Raw genomic sequence first — 24,142 nt, 5'->3', positions numbered from 1 at the left:
GTCTGGCCGACGATAAATTAAACGAATTTATTTGGAAACTATTTTGATCAGAACACCAATCCGGGCTTACATAGCTAATAATACAGCAACATAATGACAGATTGCAGCTATCAGAACAAGTCCATGCCAGACAGCATGAGTATAAGCCCGTTTACCCCATACATAGAAAGCCACACCAACTGAGTAAAGACATGCCCCGATCAACAGCAGGACAATCACCTCATGTGGCAAAGCTGCAAAAAATCTTTTCCCACCTGAAATCATCATCCAGCCCATCAATAGATAGATTATTGTAGAAATCCTACCGAATTTCCCTGTAAACCATATTTTAAAGAATATCCCCAGGATTGTCAGCCCCCATAAAACGGCAAGCAAAATACGGCCAAATTCATTATTCAGATAAACCAGTATAAATGGTGTATAAGTACCCGCAATCAGGAAATAAATACTAATATGATCAAATATTTCAAACAGCCTTTTTACCGCAGGCTCAAGCGCCAGGTGATAAACCATAGAGCTGGTAAATAACAACATAAAGCTAAATCCATAGATCCCGGCCCCTATTAAAGCTGCCGTGTTATGATGTGCAGCAGCAAGTCCCGCCAGAACAGGAATGCCGCATACGCCAAATACTACCCCAATACCATGGATCAGGCCATGAATAAGTTCTTGTTTCCTAGAGAAGGGAGCGCTGATTCGTTTCATACTATACAAAACAGATTAATCGTCTAAAGGTTATCTGACAGCACGATACTTATACTAAAATTAAGGTGTACTTTTAATTGCCTTCTCCAACAGCGGCTCCATGATTTTATAACCAGCAATATTTGGATGAACCCCATCAGCGGAAAGATTTTCCTTCAATCCTTTTCTATCATCTTTCATTGCCGAATAATAATCCAGATAAACAATATGTTCCTGCTTTGCATAGAGTTTTAGCCGCTCGTTCAACTCAGCAATCCGGGTAACAGGTTCCGCTCCTTTTTTCCATGGATAATCATATACTGGTAAAACTGAAGAGATAATCACTTTGATACGATTCGCTTTCGCCAGTTCCATCATAGAAACCAGGTTACCAAAGATTTCGTCTGTAGTTGCTGGTCCTGTGTTACCTGCAATATCATTTGTTCCACCCAATATTACAACAATTTTAGGTTTGAGATTAATTACATCCTGACGGAAGCGTATGAGCATTTGCGGAGTGGTCTGTCCACTTATCCCTCTGTTAATATAATTTTTATGCTGATTAAAGAATTCCGGATCTACCCTTGACCAGCCTTCAGTAATAGAGTTTCCCATAAAAACAACACGGTTTTCTTTTGGAGAATTCAATTGTGCCTGGCCGTTTGCCTCCTGATAATATCGAAGGGCCGCCCAGTCAGGTACTTTTGCATCCTTCCTTTGCGTACTATCCCTGACCTGCGCAAATACAGAAGTCGTAAGAAACAGACCTACAGAAACTAATTTGATTGTAGTAATGATATACTTCATAAAATATGAATTTGATTTAGACGAATTAACATATAACTCTCCAGTAAAGCTAAGATTTGTCAGCCTAATTTAACAGCTATTCTTCAGAGTTTTGGATGAGCCATCTATTGATTCTTCTCAGCCAGATTATTCCACTTCAAATGCGCATACAGGACACTATCCAATCCATAAATGTCCCTGCAAAACTGAATCTTACCTTTGTCATCTGACCAGGCCGTGTAATAAGTAAGCCAGATGGGTATTTTTTTTGGCAGACCTATATATTTTGCACGTGGATAACCACTATCCATTGCCCGTTTTACCTGCTCGTATTTTTCAACTTTTCCAAACAAGGCATAGGCAAGCTCCATAGGCTTCTCTACACGCACACAGCCATGACTTACCGCCCTTATTTTCTTACGAAAAGCAGATTGTACAGGCGTATCATGCAGATAAATGCTGCTACTATTATTAAATAGAAATTTGATTTTACCCAAAGCATTTTTACCTCCGGGTTGTTGTTTAAAGGAATAACTACTGACATCCACCTCAGACCAGTCTATAGACTCAGGATTGGCAATTAACTTCCCTTTCTGATAGACATTAATATTATTATTAGCTAGGTAATATCGGTCTTCGGCTGCTTGTTTAGAAGTTTCATTCTTTGCAATACTTTGGGGAATATTCCAGATTGGATTGACCTGAACACTATAAATCTGGCTGCTCAGCTGTGGAGTCTCTCTTTCTCCGCTTTCTCCAACACAAACTTTCATATGTAATACAACCTTTCTTTTATCAATCACATCAAGACTAAAATCCGCAATATTGACCACTACAATTTTTTCTCCGGCGGGTCGGTCTTTCCACCTCAGGCGTTCCATATTAACCACTATAGTCTGATATTGAATGTCTTTATTGACGGCTGCACTTTGTTCAACTGAAGAAAGTGCATTTTGCAATGCTTTATACTGTATCCCATTAGGCTGCAGATTTTCCAGATAATCTTTAAGATTGCTTACTTTAAGGACTTGTGGAATATAGTTACTATCAGGAATTAAATTCACGGAAGTATAATGGGCATATACTTTCGCAGGATTGGTAAAACCAAACTGTAGTGCTTTACTATAGCTTATCAGGGCATTTGCTACTGAGAACTCTAATTCAGTTATATTCTGAGAAGTATCTGGTATGGTCAGATTATTTATACTGTATATACTATCCAGTTTCTTTTTGATGACACCTGCTGAAAATAGTTCCGGATCAAGGCCATGCCTACCCGTATTCATCAGATAACCGGCAAATATCAGGAGTTGACGATCAGGAAAAAACTTGCGTATCAGAACTGGTTTATAATTGTTCTCCTTATAAAAGGCATTAATCTGCTCCAGGTAGACTGAACCTGAAAATTTGGTGAACAGTATTCTTTTAAATTCTTCCTGCCTGGCTCCATCCTGCTCATCAGTCTTTACCGGATTTACAATGACCGGATTAGTCGTAATAACTGCGGTGGTGGCTGGCTTCTTAATTTTGCATGATAAACAAAACAGCATGCTTATCATAGCTATCAGGAGAACAAGCAGAAATGGATGACGTTGCCGGGAATGACTTATAGCGAAAACCATTTTAACCCTTTTAATAGTATAAGCTTTTGTCTGGAGTATAAACAGAAAAATTTAATGCCACTCACAGCACATCGTCTTTGATTGTTGATCTTATCAAACAAGACTAGTCTCTTATGCTAAAAACAAATGATATTTTAAATGGTTTGTTAAGATGTCAGATAGGCCATTTTCAGGCCATGGGATTATTCTTTTTTCTTATAAACAAAATTTGCACCGTCGAATTGATAAACAAAATAGTGCAGTACATAACTTGCTTTTCCATCATCACCACTTTTAGTCCAGTTGCTGGAAATAATGGGAACGTATAAAGTCTTGCCATCCGCACTGAAATGAATAACATTAGTTTTTTGCCCGGAAACGTTTGAATACTTATAATCGTTATAATTTTTTATGCTAATACTTGATAATGTTTTAGCACCCGCTTTAAAGACCGGAATATTTGCTTTTAAATTTCCAGATTTATCTACTTCAAAGCACTGAATATCCATTCCATAATTATTACGGTCTCCTGCTTCGGTTATACAAAAATATAAATCATTACCATTGGTACGACGACTATGATAAATGTCACGTATATAATCACTAGGATCCAGAAAAGGGTCACCTTCAGTGGATATCTTGTGTTTTATCTTGTTGCCAGCTTTCCAAAAGGCCACATACTGATAACTTCCTATTGTTCCAGCTCCATCACTCCAACTAAAAATCTTGAATTTCTGATCTTTCGAATTACTTATAAAGATAAACTCGTTCTTACCACCTTTTCCAGTCGTCAGAGAACTTTTTTGCATAAAATCGGGTGACTTAGTTGCAAGGATAACCAGGTTATTTATCAGACTTTGATTCAGTTCTGGTATTAAATTTTCGTATACATCCGGATTGCCAGATTTGATAGCAGCGTCAATTTTGACTGAAAGCTCATTAATTTTACGATTTAATTCTTCTGTCGATTGTGCGATTGAACAAAGCGTAAATGTTGAAAATATGAGTGTTAAAAACAGATATTTTTTCATTGGAATATAATTGCTTTTTAGTGGTCGGTTTATGTTGCCAAATATCTTCAGTTTGTATCAGATTTTCATAACTTTTAACAGTAATTCTATCTCTTTTTTAGTTCTTGCCAATAAATCTTCCATATCAAATTCTAAAAAAGTATTCATATATTCTAGTTCTATAGCCAATTTAGATAGGTTCGTCAGACCGGCAGTTACAGAAGTTCCACGTAACATATGTCCTAAACTATTGATGCTGACCAGATCTTTGTTCCTGACATGGAATTCTAATTTTATAAGTGATTCCTTCAACTGCTCACGTATCAGCATAATTATTTCGCTGGAAACGGTTTCCCCTTCCCCGTAATATATAGCTAATTTATTAACGTCGAAATGCGTTGACTGATCGGCATCATTTTCAATAGGAGTACTAAATTTGCTTCCACTATTGCATTTAAGCCATTTATTCAGCACTGAAACTATTGTTTCCTCTATAACCGGTTTAACGACAAAGTCATTCATGCCAGCTTCAAGACATTTTTCTTTTTCACCTTTTACATTGCCGGCGGTAATGGCAATAATGGGTACATTTGCAGAATAATCCAGTTCTCTGATCTTCATTGCTGTTTCATAACCATTCATTTCGGGCATCTGAACATCCATCATAACCAAATCAGGCGGATTTTTTTTAAAGCATTCCAGTCCTTCAAATCCATTCCTGGCTTCAAATATGATCGCGTTTGGGATAGCCTTTCCTATTATCGCCTTACTCAGATACATGTTAACTGTATTATCTTCTACTATAAGGATTTTAACCGCATCAGTAGTCACATAATCTTTAGTATCCTTCTGTGAATCTACGACCACAGAAATTTTCATATTCAAACGCGATAAAGCAGTATAAATATCTTGAGCTTTCACCGGTTTAACCAGACGCTGTCGTATCTGCAGTTCCTGACATTTCGTAATCAGATTCCCATCTTCAGAAGAACTATGCAATAAGATAACTGGCTGATCCTCGTTTGTAGCAGAAAAGAGCTGCCTGATTTTTTCGGTCGTATCCAGGCCGTCCATGAGCGGCATATGATAATCCATTAAAATTACATCATAATGCCTGTCTCCATCTAAATATTGTAGTGCTTCAAAACCATTATGTGCCTCATCAGTCTCAATGTTTTTCAATTTAAGCATCTGACTAAGTATAACCCGGTTATTATCATTATCATCTACAATCAATACTTTTTTAATAGCATCAATATTTACCCATTCAATAGCTTGGCCCATCTCTGTTTTGAAGGTAACATCAAAGAAAAACAAACTGCCTTCCCCTGGTGTACTTCTCAGCTGCAGGCGGCTCTCCATCATCAGAAGTAATTTATTTGAAATTGTCAATCCAAGACCTGTTCCTCCATACTTTTTAGTTGTCGAGGCATCTTCCTGCGAAAAAGCCTCAAAGATTTTCTCCTGTTTCTCCTGTTTGATGCCAAGCCCAGTATCTCTCACACTAAAACGAACAGTAGTTAGTTCCCCCTCATTAAGCAGAGGTTCTATTTTTAATTCAATTTCTCCTTTTTCCGTGAATTTAGCAGCATTGCCTAACAAATTGATCAGAATTTGTTTCAACCGGACTGAATCTGTCCAGATGAACCTTGGGAGTGCTGAAGAAATATTCAGGAGCATTTCCAGTTTTTTTGTCTGAATCTGGTAATTCATGATATCAGAGACCTGATATCCTATTTCGTAAAGATCACACCTTTCAATATCGAACTCCAGTTTACCAGCTTCAATTTTCGAAAAATCCAGAATATCATTGATAATACTCATCAGGGCATTTCCAGATTGATTTACTATCGATAAATACTGAGCTTGTGTTTCATCCAGTTTTGTCTTTAAAACAAGATCTGTAAAACCAATAATTCCATTTAAAGGTGTCCTTATTTCATGACTCATATTTGCCAGGAACTCGGACTTAGCCGCATTCGCTTGCTCGGCCTGTAATTTCGCTGTTTTTAATTCTTCACGCTGTCTGATCAACTGAGTGATATCCTGCGTAAAAATCATCATTCCGCCAATTTCATTTTCGAAATGATACCATGGTCTCATTTCCCATGTAATATACCGCTCCTGGTCAGTTTCCGCTGGTGAGTCAATATCTTCATCATTTCTTTCGACAGCCCCTTTTAAGATCTTTTTATGTCTTTGTTTGTCACCATCAGGAAAAAATTCGTAATAAGATATACCAATTACCTGGCGGTTGGTTAAATGATAGTATTCCAGCCATCTTCTGCTAACTGCAACACAAATCATATCGTTATCCAACATCATTACTGCTGCGGGAGCATGCTCTACAAAAGCAGATAATCTTGCTTTCTCAGTGATCAGCTGATTTTCAAAACGTTTTCTCTCCGTAATATCTGTGGCCACCCCAAGATATCCAACTACATTATCCTCATCATCTCTTATTGCTGTGGCCACCAAAGAAACGGTAAGCCTGGCGCCATCTTTTTTGATATACGTCCATTCCCCCCGTTCAGAACCATCTTTTTCAGGTTTTTCAGTAAAAACCTGAAATCCCTCTACCCGATAACCAAGTTCTGTACTTAATTCTTTGCCGCGTTTTGTAATCTCATTGATATCATGTAAAATAAGTGGTGTTTCTTTGCCAATCATTTCTTTTGCCGTGTATCCCAGCAAAATTTCAGCTCCTTTATTGAACACGGTGATGATTCCCTGTAGATCAGTTGCTATAATACTTACCTCTGATGCGGCATGTAAAACATCATCCAATAACTTTTTTGATTTATCGAAATCCAGTTCAATCCTTTTATGCTCATCAATATCCTGGAATGTTCCAAATAGCCTTATACATTTTTCATCTTGAAATTCTGCATATCCTAACGCTCTGATCCATAATTCTACCCCCTGCATATTTACAATCTGTAACTCTAAATCCCAGGGCTTACCTTGCTCAATTGCTTCATTTATTGCTTTTGCAATTTTCTCCCTGTATTCTCCTTCCTTGTAAAAACTGATACTGCTATTCAGATCAGGTTCGTAATCCTGCGCTACACCATGAATTTCTTTGGTTATACCAGTCCAGCTTACTTTTTGTTTAAGTAAATCATACTCCCATCCACCGACTCTGGCCACTTTATTAGTCTGCTCCATCATGGCTCTGGTACGCTTCAGATTGAGTTCTAAGTAATGTTGCTCAGTTATATCTGCAGCGTTTCCAATAACATAAGGCTCTTCATTAAAATTCTGTTCCAGGACATTATTAAAAAGCCACATTCTTTTAGATCCGTTTTTTCCTACTGTTAACATCTCGCCTCTTGCACGGCCGGTTTTTTTTATTTCTCCGAGATAACTGTGTAAACTATCGTGCAGCGATTCCGGTACTATATCAAACAACGATAATGTAATGACTTCTTCTTTGGTATAACCTAAAATGTTTGCTCCGGCATCATTGGCAGATAAGAAATGTCCCTGCATATCATGCGTACACATCAGTCCCGGTGAGTTCTCAAAAAAGGCTTTTAGCTTTTCTTCGCTGATCATCAGCTGTCTTTTCTTTTCTATTTCCAGTGTTACATCACGTCCGATGGCAAAAATATTTCCAGTAGCAGGTTCGGGAGTAGCCTCCCATTGCAGCACTCTGTATGTACCAGTTTTTGTTCTGAACCGATGTGTAAAATCTACTGTATTCTCTCCTAAAGCTAATTTTCTGACTTCATTTTCTGTGCTCTTCAGATCTTCTGGATGAATCAGATCGAAAAAAGAAATATTCAATAAAAAATCTGCATCCCATCCCAATATCTTTTCGAAAGCCGGGTTGACCTTTTTAAAATATCCGTCTATCCCGGCAATGCAGATTAGCCCCTGAGACAGTACAAAAAGCTTTCTGAAGCTATTAAATTCCTCCCTTTTATTTCTTTCCACAATAAGGCTGATAGCTTCTTCAGCTAGTAAACTCATTGCTTTTGCTTGTTTTTCATTTAGCACACGCGGCACCCGGTCTATAACACATAAGGTTCCCAGTGCATAGCCATCCGGATCAATCAAAGGGTATCCCGAATAAAAACGAATATTTGGCTCACCAGTAACTAGAAGATTATTCTTAAAACGTTGGTCCTCGGTTGCATCTCTGACTTCAAATTTACCTTTCTGGGATATTGCATACTGACAAAAGGCCAGTTCCCTCGCGGTTTCATTAACTTCTAATCCAACTTTAGACTTAAACCATTGTCGGTTTTCATCAATAAGAGAAATTAATGATATTGGTGTTTCACAAATCAGAGACGCTAACTTAGTTAGTCTGTCGAATTCAGGTTCATTTAATGAATCTAATATCCCATAATCATGTAGCACCTTGATTCGTTTTTTTTCGTCTTGATCTTTCATCTATACAGGAGGCTGTCCAGGCTTTTAGGATACGCTATATTATTAATATTGAGTTAATTACTATATAAATATACGATTTCACATCCATTGAAAATTTATCTATTAGTCAATAAGCTATTCAATCTGTTCATAACAGCATTCAACTACCTTGCCCAGCATCAATTCTTAAAGAGAAGTGCTCAAAACCCCTATCATTAAGATACAGAATAAAATTAAAACAAACATTTCAACAAGATAAAGCCAATTTAATTTGGTTTCCTTTCTGGTTTTATTTTCTACATTGCAAAACTGTTCTTTGCATATTACATCAATCGGAAATGGTTTTACTTCAATGTAGATTAATAGGGAATCGTGTGTAAATCACGAACTGTCGCGCAACTGTAAGTAACAAAAAAGGTTTTCATCCATAAACATCCACTGTTCTATCGATAGAATGGGAAGGATGATGAGAACTGTTACAAGTCAGGAGACCTGCCTCTTCCGAATGGACAATGCTTTCGCGATCGAAGCTTTTAGTCTCATAGGTGTTTATTTTTATATGGAAAAATATGCCCCTGATATTCAGGTTCTGATGTTTCTGTGTATTTCTATTCCTCTCTATTTTCTTAAAATCTTCCTTCAGTGGTATTGTGTTAAAAATCTAAGAACATTTTTAACCGAAACTTATTTTTCAAAAAAACTGACAATGCAAACAAACAACCTTAAATCCTCCGGGCTAAAATTCCGGCAGGCTTTAAAAAAAGAAAGTCCTCTTCAAATTGTAGGGGCTATCAATGCCAATCATGCTTTATTGGCACAGCAGGCAGGATTCAATGCTATTTATCTTTCAGGAGGAGGTGTTGCCGCCGGGTCATTGGGAATTCCAGATCTGGGAATAACTACTTTAGAAGATGTCCTGATTGATATTCAGCGCATCACCAATGTATGTGATTTACCTCTGTTAGTCGACGTAGATACCGGTTTTGGTCCTTCTGCATTTAATGTCTCCCGAACCGTCAAATCATTGATTAAAGCAGGAGCTGCGGCACTGCACATCGAAGATCAGGTTGGTGCAAAACGCTGTGGTCATCGTCCTGGTAAAGAAGTTGTAAGTAAAGAAGAGATGTCAGACCGTTTGAAAGCGGCCGCGGATGCCAGAACGGATGAACATTTTGTGATTGGTGCCAGAACAGATGCTTTTGCCGTTGAGGGTCTGGAAAAAACACTGGAAAGAGCTGTTGCCTACAAAGAAGCCGGAGCCGACTTTATCTTTGCAGAGGCAATATCTGACCTCTCCTATTACCAAAAGTTTGTCGATGCTACAGGAATCCCTGTATTGGCTAATATTACCGAATTTGGAATGATACCCATGTACACAGTCGATGAACTTCGTGATGCTGGTGTAGAGTTGATCCTATATCCCCTTTCTGCATTTCGTGCGGCCAATAAAGCAGCCGAGAATGTCTATCAGCATATTCGCAAAGACGGTACACAAAAAAATGTACTGAACACCATGCAGACCAGAGAAGAACTCTACAAGAGCATAGCTTATCATGACTACGAGCAAAAATTAGATAACCTTTTTAAAAAGAACAAAAATGACTGATATCCAGGAAACCTCTGCCTTCAAGCCTAAAAAAAGTGTGGCACTTTCAGGTGTTGCAGCAGGGAATACAGCTTTATGCAGTGTAGGAAAGAGTGGTAATGATTTACATTACAGAGGTTATAATATCCTTGATCTGGCAGAAAAAGCCGAATTTGAAGAAGTTGCCTATCTGCTTATCTACGGTTCCCTACCGACCAAATCTCAATTAACAAATTATAAGACCAAATTAAAGTCACTGAGAGGATTACCCAATTCAGTTAAAAATATTTTACAACAAATTCCTGCGGCTGCCCATCCGATGGACGTCATGCGTTCTACTGTTTCTGCAATTGGTAGTATACAGCCGGAAAAAGATGATCACAATGTTTCAGGTTCAAGAGATATTGCCGATAAATTACTCGCCTGTTTCAGCTCTGCATTATTATACTGGTATCATTATGCACATAACGGAAAAACTATAGAAGTTGAGACAGATGACGATTCCATTGGTGGACACTTTTTGCACCTGTTACATGGAAGGAAACCTCCCGAATCATGGGTGAAAGCAATGCAGATATCGCTCAACCTATACGCAGAGCACGAGTTCAACGCTTCTACTTTTACCAGCAGAGTCATTGCCGGAACCGGTTCAGATATTTATTCAGCGATAACCGGAGCTATAGGTGCACTGCGTGGACCTAAACATGGCGGAGCAAATGAAGTGGCATATGATATTCAGAGCAGATACAATTCACCTGATGAAGCTGAAGAGGATATTCGCAAACGATTAGTCAATAAAGAAGTAATCATTGGCTTTGGACATCCTGTTTATACCATTTCTGACCCAAGAAATGTAGTGATTAAAAAGATCGCAAAAGAACTCTCTGAGGAAGCCGGAGATATGTTGTTGTATAACGTTGCGGAGCGTTTGGAAACCCTGATGTGGGACGAGAAGAAGATGTTCCCGAACCTCGACTGGTTCTCGGCAGTTTCCTATCATCTGATGGGTGTACCTACCCTGATGTTTACACCTCTTTTCGCTATTTCCAGAGTTACAGGATGGAGTGCGCACATTATAGAACAGAGACAAGATGGAAAAATCATCCGTCCAAGCGCAAACTACACTGGCCCGGAAAACAGAGCCTTCGTTACACTTGAAAACCGTTAAACAACTAATTAGTCATCAAAAAAATCAATTATCAAAAAATGTCATCACATATCTCTAATGAAAGACCACAACCAGATAAAGTTTTAACAGACATCGTCGATTATGTCTTAAACTATGAAGTGAAAAACGATCTGGCATGGCAAACCGCGCACTATTGTTTACTGGATACATTAGGATGCGGATTGGAAGCATTAACTTATCCTGCATGTACCAAATTATTAGGCCCTGTTGTGCATGGAACCATTGTTCCCAATGGCGCAAAAGTTCCCGGAACACAATTCCAGTTAGATCCGATTCAGGCAGCATTCAATATCGGTACAATTATCCGCTGGCTGGATTTTAATGATACCTGGCTCGCTGCAGAATGGGGACACCCTTCAGATAATCTGGGTGGTATTCTTGCTACCGCAGATTGGCTTTCCAGAACATCCGTTGCAAATGGAAAACCGGCATTAATGATGAAAGATGTTCTGGAGGGTATGATCAAAGCGCATGAAATTCAAGGCGTACTGGCATTAGAAAATTCCTTTAATAAAGTAGGCTTAGACCATGTTATTTTAGTAAAAATAGCTTCTACAGCTGTAGTTGGTAAGTTAATCGGTCTGACCCGTGATGAGCTGATCAATGCTGTTTCATTAGCTTTTGTAGACGGACAATCCTTAAGAACATACCGTCATTCCCCAAATACCGGGAGCCGTAAATCATGGGCAGCCGGGGACGCCACTTCCCGTGCCGTTCGTTTGGCTTTAATTGCCAAAACCGGAGAGATGGGATATCCATCTGTACTGACTGCTAAAACCTGGGGATTTTATGATGTTTCTTTCAAAGGAAATGAATTTAAGTTCCAGCGTGATTACAGTTCTTATGTTATGGAAAATGTACTATTCAAGATCTCCTTCCCTGCCGAATTCCATTCACAAACCGCTGTGGAAGCAGCAATGACACTACATAAAAAATTAAAAGCATCAGGTAAAACAACAGACGATATCAGGAAGATTACTATTCGTACACATGAAGCAGCCATTCGCATCATTGACAAAAAAGGAGCCTTAAATAATCCTGCTGACAGAGATCATTGTATTCAATATATGATTGCTGTTCCTTTGATTTACGGAAGACTGACAGCTGCCGATTATGAAGATAATATTGCTTCAGATCCTAGGATCGATGTATTGCGCGCTCAAATGGAGTGTGTAGAAGATGTGCAATTTACCACTGATTATCATGATCCGGCAAAACGTTCAATAGCCAACGCATTAACGGTAGAATTCAAGGACGGAAGTGTTTTAGATGAAATAGTGGTAGAATACCCTATCGGACATCAGCGCAGAAGAGAAGAAGGAATTCCTGAACTCTTGAAAAAGTTCAGGATTAATCTGGCTAGAAAATTTCCTGAAAGACAGCAGCAAGCTATTTTAAACGCTACTTTAGATTACAGGAAACTTGTGAATACACCTGTAGATGAATTTATGGATTTACTCGTGATTTAATTGATCAAATGACAATAGAAGAAAAAATAGAGCAATCTGAAACGCATGTTTTTAAAGTAGTATTTCCTGATACCACTAATCACCACAATACAATGTTTGGTGGAAGAATACTAATGATGATGACCGAAACCGCATTTATGACAGCAACACGGTTTAGCAGAAAAAACTTTGTGTTGGTGAGCAGCGGTAAAATCGACTTTACCAAGCCCATTGCTGCTGGCACTTTGGTTGAACTGGTTGGACGTGTCAAACGTATTGGCCGAACAAGCATAGAAATAAACGTAGATGTCTATTTAGAAAAAATGAGAGAAGATTTTAGGGAGAAAGTGGTCAGTGGTGCTTTTACACTGGTAGCTATTGACGAAGATAACAAACCGATTCAGATCTGATATTCAGTTATTACACCCGGCTATAATACCGGGTGTAATATTAAAAACTAATATTATAAGAATTTTTGATCTCTGCCATGGCAAAAGTACTATGTGTACTTCCTATACTTTTAACCGACCCCAACTTATTAAAAACAAAATCCTGGTAATGTTTCATATCCTTAGCGTAGACCTTTAATATAAAATCAAAATCACCCGAAATATTATAACACTCTACCACTTCATCGATCTTTAAGATATCCTCTACAAACTGATGCCCTATTTTTCTATCGTGCTGCTTGAGCTTAATATTGCAAAAAACGATGAATCCCTGGTTAAACTTTTCAGCATCCAGTATAGCGATATACTTTTTAATATATCCGTTGCTTTCCAACCTTTTCACCCGTTCAAAAACGGGAGATGGAGATAAACTTACCTTACCTGCAAGCTCCTTAATTGTATAATTTGAATTGTTGCCTAATATCTTTAATAGCAGTAAATCTGTTTCATCTAATTCTTCCATAGAATATTTTCCCTTAATGAGTGTAAAAATAGAAACTTAAAAGCATAATATGCTTACTTGATACACTAAAAAAGTTATTTATGCTTATTTAATACTATAAAATAAGATATAAAATCTACATATATACATTTGCATAGAATTTAAAACTGACTTGTAATAGGCAAAGCTTTCTGTATTGAAAAATAAACGAGAGCATTTTACAATGATTATTAACCATTTAAAAAGTTGAAAAAAGATGCAAACGCACAACCTTGGCTATCCGAGAATCGGTAGCAACAGAGAATTAAAAAAAGCCTGCGAACAATACTGGGCAGGCAAAATTTCACAGTCAGACCTTTTAAATAAAGGCAAAAGTATCTCCGAGCAAAACTGGAAACTACAATTAGAAGCAGGAATAGAGCTGATCCCTTCCAACGACTTTTCTTATTATGATCAGATTCTGGATGTGTCCCTAACCGTAGGTGCTATCCCGAAACGCTATAATCAGGTAGCTATACAATCCAACAATGAAATGGATTTATATTTTGCTATGGCAAGAGGTTATCAGAAAGATGGCCTTGACATTACTGCAATGGAAATGACCAAATGGCTGGACACAAACTACCATTACATTGTCCCTGAATTTTACAGAGATCAGGAATTCAAATTGTTCTCAAACAAAATCATCAATGAGTTTGTAAGTGCAAAACGATTAGGGATCAATAGCAAGCCTGTCATCGTAGGACCAGTCTCTTACTTATTATTAGGAAAAGAAAAAGAAGATGGTTTTGATAAATTAGATTTAGTTAAAAAATTACTGCCAGTTTACATCCAGATTTTAACCGAATTAAAAGCTCATGGAGCCCAATGGATACAGTTTGATGAGCCATTTTTAGCTTTGGATATTAATGAAAAAGCCAAAGAAGCTTACAAGTATGTTTATGCTGAGATCAAAAAACAATTTCCGCAACTAAAAGTCTTAGTAACGACCTATTTCGAAGGTCTAAAGGATAATTTAGCTTTAGCAACCTCATTACCTGTCCATGCATTACATATTGATCTGGTACGTTGTCCAGAGCAGTTAGATGATGTTCTAAACGCTATTCCCGATCAGTTGGTTCTGTCATTGGGTATAGTAGACGGAAGAAACATCTGGAAAAACGATTTCGAACAGTCATTGGCAATCATAAAAAAAGCTACAGACAAACTAGGAAACGACCGGGTGCTTATTGCACCTTCCTGTTCATTATTACATTCACCATGCGACCTGGATTTAGAGACCAACGATAAGACTTTAACTCCTGAAATCAAGCAATGGCTGGCTTTTGCCAAACAAAAAATTGACGAAGTAGTTCTTTTGAAGACTTTGGCATCTGAAACCCCAGACTCAAATGTGTTGGCGAAATTAGAAGAAAATAAAAAAGCTATTTCAAGCCGCAGAACTTCCAGACTTATTCACAACGAGCAGATCAAACAAAGAGTTAATTCTATCGTTGCACGAGATTCGCAAAGAGAAAACCCCTTCTCTATCCGTAAAAAGGCACAACAAGAAGTTTTACAACTACCCTTATTCCCCACAACTACCATAGGTTCATTTCCACAGACTGACGAAGTAAGGAGCTGGAGATCGAAATTCAAAAAAGGTGAAATTAGCCCTGCCGAATACGATAACCTGCTAAAAAAAGAAACGGAAGAAACTATCCGCTGGCAGGAAGAAATCGGTATTGACGTATTAGTTCATGGCGAATTTGAACGTAATGATATGGTCGAATACTTTGGCGAACAGTTGAACGGTTTCACCTTTACCAAAAACGGTTGGGTTCAAAGTTATGGAAGTCGTTGCGTCAAACCTCCTATTATTTACGGAGATGTCAATCGCCCTGAGGCAATGACCGTGTACTGGACAGAATATGCTCAATCATTAACCAAAAGTCTGGTAAAAGGAATGTTAACCGGGCCCGTGACTATTTTACAATGGTCTTTTGTCCGCAATGACCAGCCCCGTTCTGTTACCTGCAATCAAATCGCATTAGCCATTCGTGATGAAGTAGTGGATCTGGAAAAAGCAGGAATTAAAGTCATTCAGATTGACGAACCCGCTATTCGTGAAGGTCTTCCATTACGTAAAGCAGATTGGCCAAATTACTTACAATGGGCAGTAGATGCGTTTAAAATCTCAGCAAGTGGCGTAAAAGACGAAACACAAATCCATACACACATGTGCTATTCGGAGTTTAATGATATCATTCAGAATATTGCCGATATGGATGCAGATGTGATCACGATTGAATGCTCCCGTTCACAAATGGAACTACTAGATGCATTTGCAGACTTCAAGTATCCAAATGAAATCGGGCCAGGTGTTTACGACATCCATTCTCCAAGAGTACCTTCCAAAGAAGAAATGGTCAGGCTTTTACAGAAAGCCAAGGCAGTAATCCCAGCCGATCAACTTTGGGTTAACCCGGATTGCGGATTAAAAACCCGCCATTGGGAGGAAACTAAAAGTGCTTTAATTGCAATGGTTGCAGCAGCTAAAGAACTTAGTGCAAACTAACTTAATATAAAAAGAAGGTTAACTTAATCCTTAATGGCTTTACAACCATTAAGGATTTTTTGATTATAGTTTTAATTTAATTCCTCCGTTAACAACAAATCCATCAACCGGTGCGTAGATATCCCTGAAAACAGGGTTCGTAATTGATCCCGTATAAATGGTGTCAAATTTAGTTTGACGGGTGTCTGTCAGGTTTTCAAAATTGACAAAAACAGAAAAGTGTTTCCATAGTTTTTCGGCCATTAAACCAGCAGTCCAGTAACTTTTCCCAGTTGTGCCATCATTTAATCTCTGCTTACTAAAATAATACGCTTCTGCACCAATTTTCCATTTATCCTCAATCTCATACATCAATACATTATTTAACCGGTGTCTGGAAACTAACGGGTAAACTACAGTGCTTTCGCCCGTATGTTGATTGACATCCGCAAAGGTATAGCCAATAAACAGCTTAAAATCAGCATAAGTAATTTTCACATTGGTTTCAGCTCCTTTAGTATCAAGATCACCATTTGGCTGTATATAAGCCAGGTTATTCCCTGTTGTCGGAACCAGCAGAATTGGATTATTAATACGCGTATAAAAGAACATCTGATTTATGCTGAAACCAACCTGGTCATCAAAAAACTGTGTTCGATAGTTGACATCGTAATTTGCTCCGTAAGAACGCTCTGCTTTAGTATTGGATACATCTATCGGCAGTACATTACGGAATTGTATCCGTTCGGCATCTTCGGTAAATACACTTGGTGCTTTATAACCTAACCCACCACCTAAACGAGTAGAGAAATGCTCATTAATCTTAAAAAGTGCAGAGATTCTTGGTAAAAAGAAGAAACCATAATCATTGTGATAATCACCCCTGACACCAGATTCAATGGTTAGCTGTTCTAAAGCATTCCATGTATTTTGCACAAAAGCCCCTATTGTATTATAGCTGTAGCTTCTCAAAGCAAAATTGCTGTTCCTGTCTTCCTTAAAATGATCAGTAAGTAAATTAGCTCCAATTACCCAGTCCGATCTTTCATCTTTGCGCGAATAATTGACTTCAGAGTAAGTTGAGAGCTGAACCCCAGAAAAAAGATAATCCGGAAGACCGATACTCCTGTTATAATAACTCACCGAATTACGAAAAATCAATTTTTCTTTATCATCTAACCAATGTGCTAACTCAACCTGCGTACTATAACGTCCTGTTTTGTTCTTTTCAAAATAGGAATGTTCTGCACTACCGTTCCCCCTTATATACTGCAGGTCCCCACCTATCCGCCTTTCAATAGTGGTATTTAATCCTGCAGAGAGCGTTGTGCCCTCATCAAAATAAACAAACAGCTTCGGGTTCAAGGTGAAGCGATTAAATTTTGGGATGGCAGTCAAACCAATATTTGATGGGTCATATGCAGTCCCATGATTATACGCTGCGTATAAAGTCAAGCCTGCTTTTTTGAATTTTTCGGCATAAAAACCACTTGCATCAAGACCTAATGCAGAAGTCCCATTTAAAAGAAAATTAAGCTGACGTTCGGCAGTTGGTTTTTTAGATACCAGATTTACCAGACCTGCTATTGCACCCCCACCATACAAGGTAGACGAAGACCCTTTAATAACTTCTACCTGCTGAAGGTCTAAGGGAGCTATCTGTAGTAATCCCAAACCACCTGAGAAGCCCGAATACAGTGGAAATCCATCACGTATAATTTGTGTGTATTTCCCGTCTAATCCTTGTATCCGGATACTTGAATTACCACTGGTAGCAGAAGTTTGCTGAGTTTGAATACCAGTACTTTCGGCGAGCATCATGCGTATATCACCTGGTTTCATATTGCCTTTTTCATCGAGCTCCTCTCCTGCAATAACCTCTACCCGGGTAGGAATATTAGTTATTGTTCTGGTACTCCTGGTTGCGGAGACCACTACCTCACCCAGTTCTTTCTCCTGTTCTTCTGTTTCAAGCAAGATTAACATTGGGCTAGTCTGTCCTAAAGGGAAACTCAAAGTATCTGCCCTATTTTTAAAACCCACATAGCTAAATTGTATAATCTGTTTTCCAGACGGGATGTTACTTAAAGTAACGATCCCATCATCACCAGAAGTTGAAGCAATTGAAGTACCTGCTATTTTTACTGTAGTTCCCGTTAATAAATGATTCGTTTTCGCGTCTTTAATGATCGCTTTATATGAATTTTGAGCATATGCTGATATAGCAAAACACAGTACTGCAAAGAGTACAATTAGTTTCTTCATTGTAATATGAATAATGATTTAAATAAGATAAATCAGTCAGTTTTGACTGTAGAAAGGAAACTATGAATTTATCTTAGGAGGTTGCCAGATAGTATTAGGGATTAACGTTAGACCATTGTCATCATATACGCTATGATGTAATACTGGTTTAATATATAAACCGAACCTAATTACAACCGGGTGTTCGATGGTAAAACCAACACAAGTACCACAGGTGTAAAAAGGTGAACAATCCTGACAGCAATCCTTATGGTGAGCTTCACCATTATGCTTTGAGAATACTTGCTCCATTATAGAACCACGTTCTTCCTCCAAAGGACAACATGGCTTTATGGTTAAAACCAGCACAATCATGGATAAGAGCAGGGCTATAATTTTCACTGCGCAAAAATATGTAAATTAATCTCAAAGTTACTCCATTGAATATCATAGTGTCATAAATAAGCAGACCAATCCGAGTAATACAACTGCTATAATAAAACAGGATGATTTTGCATTTACAAGAGGAACCTGTGTAGACCAGTAAAATGCCATAATGCACGTTAAAACATTTAATAAACAGGCAAACGTTAGCAGATTAAAAAACAAATCGCTCTGTGAAACATGTAGATATAAATCCCAGTAAAATCCTTTTTTCCCTGAATCTATTGGCGTCTTAGGTGACAGATAATACCAGGTAACATCTTCTTTAGCCAAATTCAGTCTGGCCCGATCTTCAGCAGCAATATAAAAACTTACCGGTACTCTGGTTGTATCCGTAAATATGGGCATATGACCATAAATTGCCTCAATACGATCTTTTGGCGAAGATTTAAATATTCCCTGATATACCCGGCTAAAGCTCGCAGGATACCCGACCACCTTAAAACAATATTGAGGTCTGCCTTTCCCTCCATTTCCTATATTAAAATTAGCTATAGTGGCTTCGATTTTAATCAACGACCTATCCAGGCTTATTATACGAGTAGCCAGAAAAGCGAACATGAGTATCGGAATCAGTAAAGTGACGGCTAAAAAGAGATAGTAATTGCGTTTAGCAATTCTGATTTGATCCAGGTATCCTTTGTTAGTCGTCTGCATGCAATACGATGTTTAGATAAAATTGAATTTATCTTAAAGTAGTCAGAAAAAACTTTGCGGCTTCGTTGCCTACCTGCTCATGGACAGCGTACCTATTTACAGTTTGATCATCGGCAAAAAACTTCCCCTCCTTTTCTTTTACCTGATCTATTGCCTCGTTTAAAAACACATAATGACCTGTCATACCAGGTATAATTAATAATTTCGAGCCCTTTATCAGTTTATGATAATGCATTGCATTTGTTTTTACAGGGGCAATGCTATCACTTTGAGCACCAACAATATAAATCGGATCATGAACATGCTCAAACTGCTTTTCGCTCACAAATCCCTGTCCTATTGCCGGGCAAATAGCAAAAAATGCCTTTATGCGTTTATCTTTAAGATCAGGACTTTTATGAAATGAGGCCCTCACCTCATCTTTGTTAACCATCTCTTTAAGATTAGGAAATTCAGGTATTGCAATTTCTTTTGCACCTGCTGGCGTCTCCACAAAATGATTTAAGGCATCTAAGTTTAGTTTACCACCCGCGAGGGCTAAAACCGTATACCCACCAATAGAAAAACCCGTTGCTCCAATACGCTCCTTGTCAATTGCCCCTCCAAATTCCTTACTGTCTAACAGCTGAGTTAAAGCAAAACTAATATCGAGCGCCCTCTCCCAGGGTGTAACAAAATCTATCGCTTCTTTATGATCAAAAGTATTTCCCCAATGATCAACAGCAGCAACGATGAAACCCTTTTGAACAAGTATATCAACCAGCCACTCCATAGTTAAACGTCCTCCGCCGGTTCCATGTGAAAGCATGATCAGCGGAAATTTCCTTGGGGGAACAGGAGCATTACGAATAGTAGGCATACGCATAAATGGATATTCAGGCGGCGTAGAAGCTTTACTTACGTCTGCATCTGTAGGATACCACACTTCTGTAATTACAGGTCTGTTTCTTACTGTATCCTTATAACGGAAAGTTTCCTGGCCTATCGCCGTAGTTTGGGCAAAGGTCAGATGTGGTAAAAAGATTAATATAAAGACTATTTTCTTCAGCATGATAAAGTTATTTTAACAAATCACTGGATAATACATCGAATAAAAATTGACAAAAGTCAACAAATCATTTCTTTGATTTGAGCCTGCTTAATGTCTCGTGCAATATTCCCGGAATACCATCAAGTAATTTCTAAAAATCGCTATAACTAATATACAAAACTTCGGATAACTCCAAACTCTGGATAAAAGCCACTACTTTCATCCATGTACGCGATCTGAAATTAAACAACATAAGTTAAACATTGCTATTGAATTTGTGCTCTTGAGGGAGAGAAATTTATGGAAAGAAAGTTTCAACAACTTCATACATTCCAGGCTCAAAAGACGCAAACTCCATCGCCTGCTGAAGATAAGGAGAAGCGACAGGATTGTTTCTCATTTTTTGGTAATCCTCCATGCTTTTCCACTGTGCGTACATAGTCACTTTTGTACCATCCAGGCTACGGTGTAAGCTAGAAGAGATAAATCCCGGAGCTTTACGAACACTTTCTGTTGCCAGTATCAGTAGATCCACCAGTTTTTGCTGGTCCGAAGTTCCCACTGCGAATATATTAATCAGTGTTAAAAAATGGTTTTCTTTTGAAATGGTAGTCATATGAATAGTTTTACACTTAATGATTTTTTTTCTGGCGCCGTATAGCCTAAGCTTTTTTAAGTTCAGAGGGGCTCAAACCAAATTGCTTCTTAAAAGCGAATGAAAAATGAGATAAATCTTCAAATCCTAAATCAAGATAAATATCTGTTACTGCACGCCCTTTTTCTTTAAGAAGATAATATGCCTCCTGTAGTCTCCTCTTGAGAAGCCAGCGACTTGGAGTTGTGTTAAATTTCTTCTCAAAATCTCTTTTAAAAGTGGACAAACTCCTTCCGGTGAGATAAGCAAATCGGATTAATTGGACATTAAAATGGAAATTCTGATTCATAAAGTCTTCCAGGTCTATTTTTCCGGGATCAGCAAAACTAAAAAGAACATTTTTAAGCTCTGGTTTGATTTGTAGCAGTAACAGGATGGCTTCCTTTTGTTTAACCATTAGTAAGTCATCGTTATCAGCTTCATTAAATACCTGCTCATAAGGGGCTAAAGATTCCATAAAGTGACTGAGAATAGAATTCGGTGGCAGGCTTTGAAATGCGGGCAATTCAAAATCATTATCTATTGAAAAATTATATTCAACACCAATTCTACGTAGAAATTCCTCATCAAAAGAAATCGATATAGATCTGAATTCTCCATTCTCAGGCGGCTCCTTTGCATATTTCAGCAGGCTATTTCTTTTACAAAAATAGACATCGCCTTTCTTATAAAGCTGAGTGGTTTTACCGTCATTCAATTCGAAAGCTCCTGATACTACATAACCAATAGTATGCGTAGGTGAAAATTGTTCTCCCGCTCTGCTAAAGTTAAAGTAACAGGAGTATCGAATAGAAATCTTTCTTTTTGCAGTCATTACTTAAAAGTAAACATTTACGTTTAAATCAGGATTGTTTTTGGCTCCAGATAAGCTTCCAAACCATAAACACCAAATTCTCTGCCAATACCAGACTGTTTAAACCCTCCAAAAGGTGCTTTTGGATCATGGCTAAACCCGTTAATTGCAACTCTTCCTGCGTTAATATGCGTAGCCATAGTGTTTGCTCTTTCTATGTTTTCAGAGCTGATGTATGCACTAAGGCCGTAATCCGTATCATTCGCAATCTCAATAGCTTCTTCATCTGTTTTATAAGTCAGAATAGAGAGAACAGGTCCAAATATTTCCTCCCTCGCAATCCGCATTTGATTGGTGACATTTGTAAATACAGTAGCTTTAACAAAATTGCCTTCTTCCAGGCCAGCTGGTTTCCCTTCTCCTCCGGTCAGCAATAGTGCACCTTCAGTCAAACCCAGTTTGATATAGTTTTGAACACGTTCATATTGCTTTTGGCTCACCATTGGTCCTACATTGGTATCCTCATCCTGTGGATTACCAACTTTAATCTTTTCCGTTACCACGGCTTTAACCAGATCATTAACTTCTGAAAGTCTGTTTTCGGGTACCAGCAGTCTTGTAGCGGCAATACAAGCCTGGCCACTGTTCATATAAGCCATCAATACTGCCTGTGGAATTGCTTTTTCGAAATCTGCATCATCTAGAATAATATTGGGTGACTTTCCTCCCAATTCCAGGGTTACCCGTTTCATTGTGTCAACTGCACCCTTTGCGATAGTTTTCCCAACCAGAGTTGATCCGGTAAAGGATATTTTTGCAATATCAGGATGTCTTGTGATTTCTGCACCAACCACTTGTCCCAGCCCATTTACGATATTAAATACTCCAGCTGGAAGACCAGCCTCATGCAGGCATTCTGTTAACAGCTGAGTTTGTAGGGCGCTCATCTCGCTTGGTTTAATGACAGCTGTGCAGCCTGCAGCAAGTGCTGTCGATAATTTACCCGTAATAAAACTATTACTGGCATTCCATGGAGTAATAATCCCCACTACACCCAATGGCTCCAGTCTTACTATTGACTGGCCAATCTTTCTCTCGAAATCAAACGACCTTAACGTTTCTATGGTATTTAAGAAAGCATTGACTGTACCTTTTGTGCTCATTCTGCAAAACTGAAGTGTACCGCCGTACTCTTCCACCATGATATCTACCAGCTCATTTTCCCGTTTAGATACCGAATGATACAGATTTTGCAAATACTCAATACGTTCAGCTATTGTCGTTTTTGAGTAGGCAGGTAAAGCAGCTTTTGCTGAGGCAATCGCAAGTTGGGTATCAATCTCATTTCCCAGAGTAACTGTCCCTATTACCCGGTTTGTAGAAGGATTGATCAGATTGGCGACTTCTGTTCCATTGGGAGTTATAAATGCTCCGTTGACGTATATTTTATTAATATTTTTCATCTGTTCTTGAAATTTAGTTCAACAAAGATCAGACAGATTATAAAAATCAGTTTTGTTAATACGTTCAACTTACTTTGTTCAAAAGTTCATGATAGCATTCTATTATATCACAAGAGATTTTATTTTCCCATTTATATATAACCAATTCTTATATTTACCACTGTAATACAGTTTATTATGCAATAAAATTGCCATTAAACATTTTGTATAACATAGTGAAGTTCTTATTTCTTTAGATTTTAATAACCATTTAAATAAACTACTATGGCCATACCTTTGATAATTTCTGCAATTCTTGGGATTATAATTTACATCGTTAAACCTTCCATAATAGCTAAATACAAAGCACGAAAAAAATCTTCTTAGGAATAAAAGACGAAGCATTTAGGATTTCTTCTTAATCATCCATTGCAATGCAATAGCCGGAACAAGCACCAGAAAAACAAGAACGACTTTAATAAGCACAAAGAAAAGAAGGAGAATATATCCGAATTCAGTCTCTCCTACCATAAAGAAGTTTTTCACCAGAGAAGCCCAGGTATGCCAGAACTCTAGTGTAATAATGAGGGATAAAACGTATAACACACAACCGATTATAAATGATCGAAAAAGAGTGTTTTTTATAAAGATAATTTTTGCCAGGTCCATATTTTCAATTCTTGAGAAGGCTTCGAAACCAAGATAATAATTGTTATTTCTCTATAACAAAGCAAATGAGAAATAGTTAGTTAAAGTTCTTTCACCAA

19 protein-coding genes and 1 riboswitch are annotated in these 24,142 nt (G+C 38.1%); of the genes, 5 read left to right on the top strand and 14 right to left on the bottom strand.

Annotated elements, in window-relative coordinates; all coding sequences use genetic code 11:
- Positions 1 to 66: 66 nt before the first annotated feature.
- From trhA to HDF25_RS03260, 5 genes are all read right to left on the bottom strand, one after another.
- Positions 67 to 705 (bottom strand): PAQR family membrane homeostasis protein TrhA, encoded by a 639-nt coding sequence (trhA, locus tag HDF25_RS03280; RefSeq protein ID WP_184622750.1) that lies wholly within the window; start codon positions 703 to 705, stop codon positions 67 to 69.
- Positions 706 to 765: 60 nt separating this feature from the next.
- Complete coding sequence (locus HDF25_RS03275) at positions 766 to 1,491, bottom strand: SGNH/GDSL hydrolase family protein (RefSeq protein ID WP_184622748.1); 726 nt, start codon at positions 1,489 to 1,491, stop codon at positions 766 to 768.
- Positions 1,492 to 1,595: 104 nt separating this feature from the next.
- A complete protein-coding gene (locus HDF25_RS03270) occupies positions 1,596 to 3,092 on the bottom strand; it encodes a L,D-transpeptidase family protein (protein WP_184622746.1) in 1,497 nt (498 codons plus the stop codon).
- Positions 3,093 to 3,274: 182 nt separating this feature from the next.
- A complete protein-coding gene (locus HDF25_RS03265) occupies positions 3,275 to 4,102 on the bottom strand; it encodes a hypothetical protein (RefSeq protein ID WP_184622744.1) in 828 nt (275 codons plus the stop codon).
- Positions 4,103 to 4,159: 57 nt separating this feature from the next.
- The gene (locus tag HDF25_RS03260) at positions 4,160 to 8,482 is read right to left on the bottom strand and encodes a PAS domain S-box protein (RefSeq protein WP_184622735.1); all 4,323 of its coding nucleotides are present in this window, start codon (positions 8,480 to 8,482) and stop codon (positions 4,160 to 4,162) included.
- A gap of 301 nt (positions 8,483 to 8,783) precedes the next feature.
- A riboswitch (cobalamin riboswitch) is annotated at positions 8,784 to 8,976 on the top strand.
- A gap of 191 nt (positions 8,977 to 9,167) precedes the next feature.
- Between HDF25_RS03260 and prpB the strand changes: the two genes are divergently transcribed.
- Genes prpB through HDF25_RS03240 form a run of 4 tightly spaced genes read left to right on the top strand, consistent with a single transcriptional unit; the run spans position 9,168 to position 13,093 of the window.
- Positions 9,168 to 10,067, top strand: a complete 900-nt coding sequence (gene prpB, locus HDF25_RS03255; RefSeq protein ID WP_184622733.1) for a methylisocitrate lyase — start codon at positions 9,168 to 9,170, stop codon at positions 10,065 to 10,067.
- Complete coding sequence (gene prpC, locus HDF25_RS03250; protein WP_184622731.1) at positions 10,060 to 11,214, top strand: 2-methylcitrate synthase; 1,155 nt, start codon at positions 10,060 to 10,062, stop codon at positions 11,212 to 11,214. Before prpB ends, prpC begins: the two co-directional genes overlap by 8 nt.
- Positions 11,215 to 11,252: 38 nt before the next feature.
- The gene (locus HDF25_RS03245) at positions 11,253 to 12,704 is read left to right on the top strand and encodes a bifunctional 2-methylcitrate dehydratase/aconitate hydratase (protein WP_184622729.1); all 1,452 of its coding nucleotides are present in this window, start codon (positions 11,253 to 11,255) and stop codon (positions 12,702 to 12,704) included.
- Positions 12,705 to 12,712: 8 nt separating this feature from the next.
- Entirely contained in the window at positions 12,713 to 13,093 is a 381-nt protein-coding gene (locus HDF25_RS03240) for an acyl-CoA thioesterase (protein ID WP_184622727.1), read from the top strand.
- A 40-nt stretch (positions 13,094 to 13,133) separates the two neighbouring features.
- Here HDF25_RS03240 and HDF25_RS03235 read toward each other — a convergent pair whose 3' ends face one another.
- A complete protein-coding gene (locus HDF25_RS03235) occupies positions 13,134 to 13,595 on the bottom strand; it encodes an Lrp/AsnC family transcriptional regulator (RefSeq protein ID WP_184622724.1) in 462 nt (153 codons plus the stop codon).
- A 235-nt stretch (positions 13,596 to 13,830) separates the two neighbouring features.
- Between HDF25_RS03235 and metE the strand changes: the two genes are divergently transcribed.
- A complete protein-coding gene (gene metE, locus HDF25_RS03230; RefSeq protein ID WP_184622722.1) occupies positions 13,831 to 16,131 on the top strand; it encodes a 5-methyltetrahydropteroyltriglutamate--homocysteine S-methyltransferase in 2,301 nt (766 codons plus the stop codon).
- A gap of 63 nt (positions 16,132 to 16,194) precedes the next feature.
- Here metE and HDF25_RS03225 read toward each other — a convergent pair whose 3' ends face one another.
- The 8 genes from HDF25_RS03225 to HDF25_RS03195 form a co-directional block, all read right to left on the bottom strand.
- Positions 16,195 to 18,375: a TonB-dependent receptor domain-containing protein gene (locus tag HDF25_RS03225; protein ID WP_184622720.1), complete on the bottom strand. Its 2,181-nt coding sequence runs from the start codon at positions 18,373 to 18,375 to the stop codon at positions 16,195 to 16,197.
- Between the two features lie 60 nt (positions 18,376 to 18,435).
- Complete coding sequence (locus tag HDF25_RS25970; RefSeq protein ID WP_411267904.1) at positions 18,436 to 18,756, bottom strand: DUF6660 family protein; 321 nt, start codon at positions 18,754 to 18,756, stop codon at positions 18,436 to 18,438.
- Positions 18,757 to 18,801: 45 nt separating this feature from the next.
- Positions 18,802 to 19,455: a hypothetical protein gene (locus HDF25_RS03220; protein WP_184622718.1), complete on the bottom strand. Its 654-nt coding sequence runs from the start codon at positions 19,453 to 19,455 to the stop codon at positions 18,802 to 18,804.
- Positions 19,456 to 19,483: 28 nt separating this feature from the next.
- The gene (locus HDF25_RS03215) at positions 19,484 to 20,506 is read right to left on the bottom strand and encodes an alpha/beta hydrolase family protein (RefSeq protein WP_184622716.1); all 1,023 of its coding nucleotides are present in this window, start codon (positions 20,504 to 20,506) and stop codon (positions 19,484 to 19,486) included.
- Between the two features lie 277 nt (positions 20,507 to 20,783).
- On the bottom strand, positions 20,784 to 21,101 hold the full coding sequence (locus HDF25_RS03210; protein ID WP_184622714.1) for an antibiotic biosynthesis monooxygenase family protein: 318 nt from the start codon (positions 21,099 to 21,101) through the stop codon (positions 20,784 to 20,786).
- A gap of 46 nt (positions 21,102 to 21,147) precedes the next feature.
- Complete coding sequence (locus HDF25_RS03205; RefSeq protein WP_184622712.1) at positions 21,148 to 21,954, bottom strand: AraC family transcriptional regulator; 807 nt, start codon at positions 21,952 to 21,954, stop codon at positions 21,148 to 21,150.
- Between the two features lie 23 nt (positions 21,955 to 21,977).
- Positions 21,978 to 23,396, bottom strand: coding sequence for an aldehyde dehydrogenase family protein (locus HDF25_RS03200; protein WP_184622710.1), 1,419 nt, complete (start codon positions 23,394 to 23,396; stop codon positions 21,978 to 21,980).
- Positions 23,397 to 23,780: 384 nt separating this feature from the next.
- Entirely contained in the window at positions 23,781 to 23,981 is a 201-nt protein-coding gene (locus tag HDF25_RS03195) for a hypothetical protein (RefSeq protein WP_184622708.1), read from the bottom strand.
- Positions 23,982 to 24,142 lie beyond the last annotated feature (161 nt).

The organism is Pedobacter cryoconitis (assembly GCF_014207135.1).
In the GTDB taxonomy this organism is placed as follows: domain Bacteria; phylum Bacteroidota; class Bacteroidia; order Sphingobacteriales; family Sphingobacteriaceae; genus Pedobacter; species Pedobacter cryoconitis_D.
This window is presented reverse-complemented; position numbering and strand designations above follow the sequence as displayed.

Excerpts from the sequence above, each read along its gene's own strand:
- trhA (WP_184622750.1), bottom strand. The coding sequence starts at position 705 with ATGAAACGAATCAGCGCTCCCTTCTCTAGGAAACAAGAACTTATTCAT.
- HDF25_RS03275 (WP_184622748.1), bottom strand. The coding sequence starts at position 1,491 with ATGAAGTATATCATTACTACAATCAAATTAGTTTCTGTAGGTCTGTTT.
- HDF25_RS03270 (WP_184622746.1), bottom strand. The coding sequence starts at position 3,092 with ATGGTTTTCGCTATAAGTCATTCCCGGCAACGTCATCCATTTCTGCTT.
- HDF25_RS03265 (WP_184622744.1), bottom strand. The coding sequence starts at position 4,102 with ATGAAAAAATATCTGTTTTTAACACTCATATTTTCAACATTTACGCTT.
- HDF25_RS03260 (WP_184622735.1), bottom strand. The coding sequence starts at position 8,482 with ATGAAAGATCAAGACGAAAAAAAACGAATCAAGGTGCTACATGATTAT.
- prpB (WP_184622733.1), top strand. The coding sequence starts at position 9,168 with ATGCAAACAAACAACCTTAAATCCTCCGGGCTAAAATTCCGGCAGGCT.
- prpC (WP_184622731.1), top strand. The coding sequence starts at position 10,060 with ATGACTGATATCCAGGAAACCTCTGCCTTCAAGCCTAAAAAAAGTGTG.
- HDF25_RS03245 (WP_184622729.1), top strand. The coding sequence starts at position 11,253 with ATGTCATCACATATCTCTAATGAAAGACCACAACCAGATAAAGTTTTA.
- HDF25_RS03240 (WP_184622727.1), top strand. The coding sequence starts at position 12,713 with ATGACAATAGAAGAAAAAATAGAGCAATCTGAAACGCATGTTTTTAAA.
- HDF25_RS03235 (WP_184622724.1), bottom strand. The coding sequence starts at position 13,595 with ATGGAAGAATTAGATGAAACAGATTTACTGCTATTAAAGATATTAGGC.
- metE (WP_184622722.1), top strand. The coding sequence starts at position 13,831 with ATGCAAACGCACAACCTTGGCTATCCGAGAATCGGTAGCAACAGAGAA.
- HDF25_RS03225 (WP_184622720.1), bottom strand. The coding sequence starts at position 18,375 with ATGAAGAAACTAATTGTACTCTTTGCAGTACTGTGTTTTGCTATATCA.
- HDF25_RS03220 (WP_184622718.1), bottom strand. The coding sequence starts at position 19,455 with ATGCAGACGACTAACAAAGGATACCTGGATCAAATCAGAATTGCTAAA.
- HDF25_RS03215 (WP_184622716.1), bottom strand. The coding sequence starts at position 20,506 with ATGCTGAAGAAAATAGTCTTTATATTAATCTTTTTACCACATCTGACC.
- HDF25_RS03210 (WP_184622714.1), bottom strand. The coding sequence starts at position 21,101 with ATGACTACCATTTCAAAAGAAAACCATTTTTTAACACTGATTAATATA.
- HDF25_RS03205 (WP_184622712.1), bottom strand. The coding sequence starts at position 21,954 with ATGACTGCAAAAAGAAAGATTTCTATTCGATACTCCTGTTACTTTAAC.
- HDF25_RS03200 (WP_184622710.1), bottom strand. The coding sequence starts at position 23,396 with ATGAAAAATATTAATAAAATATACGTCAACGGAGCATTTATAACTCCC.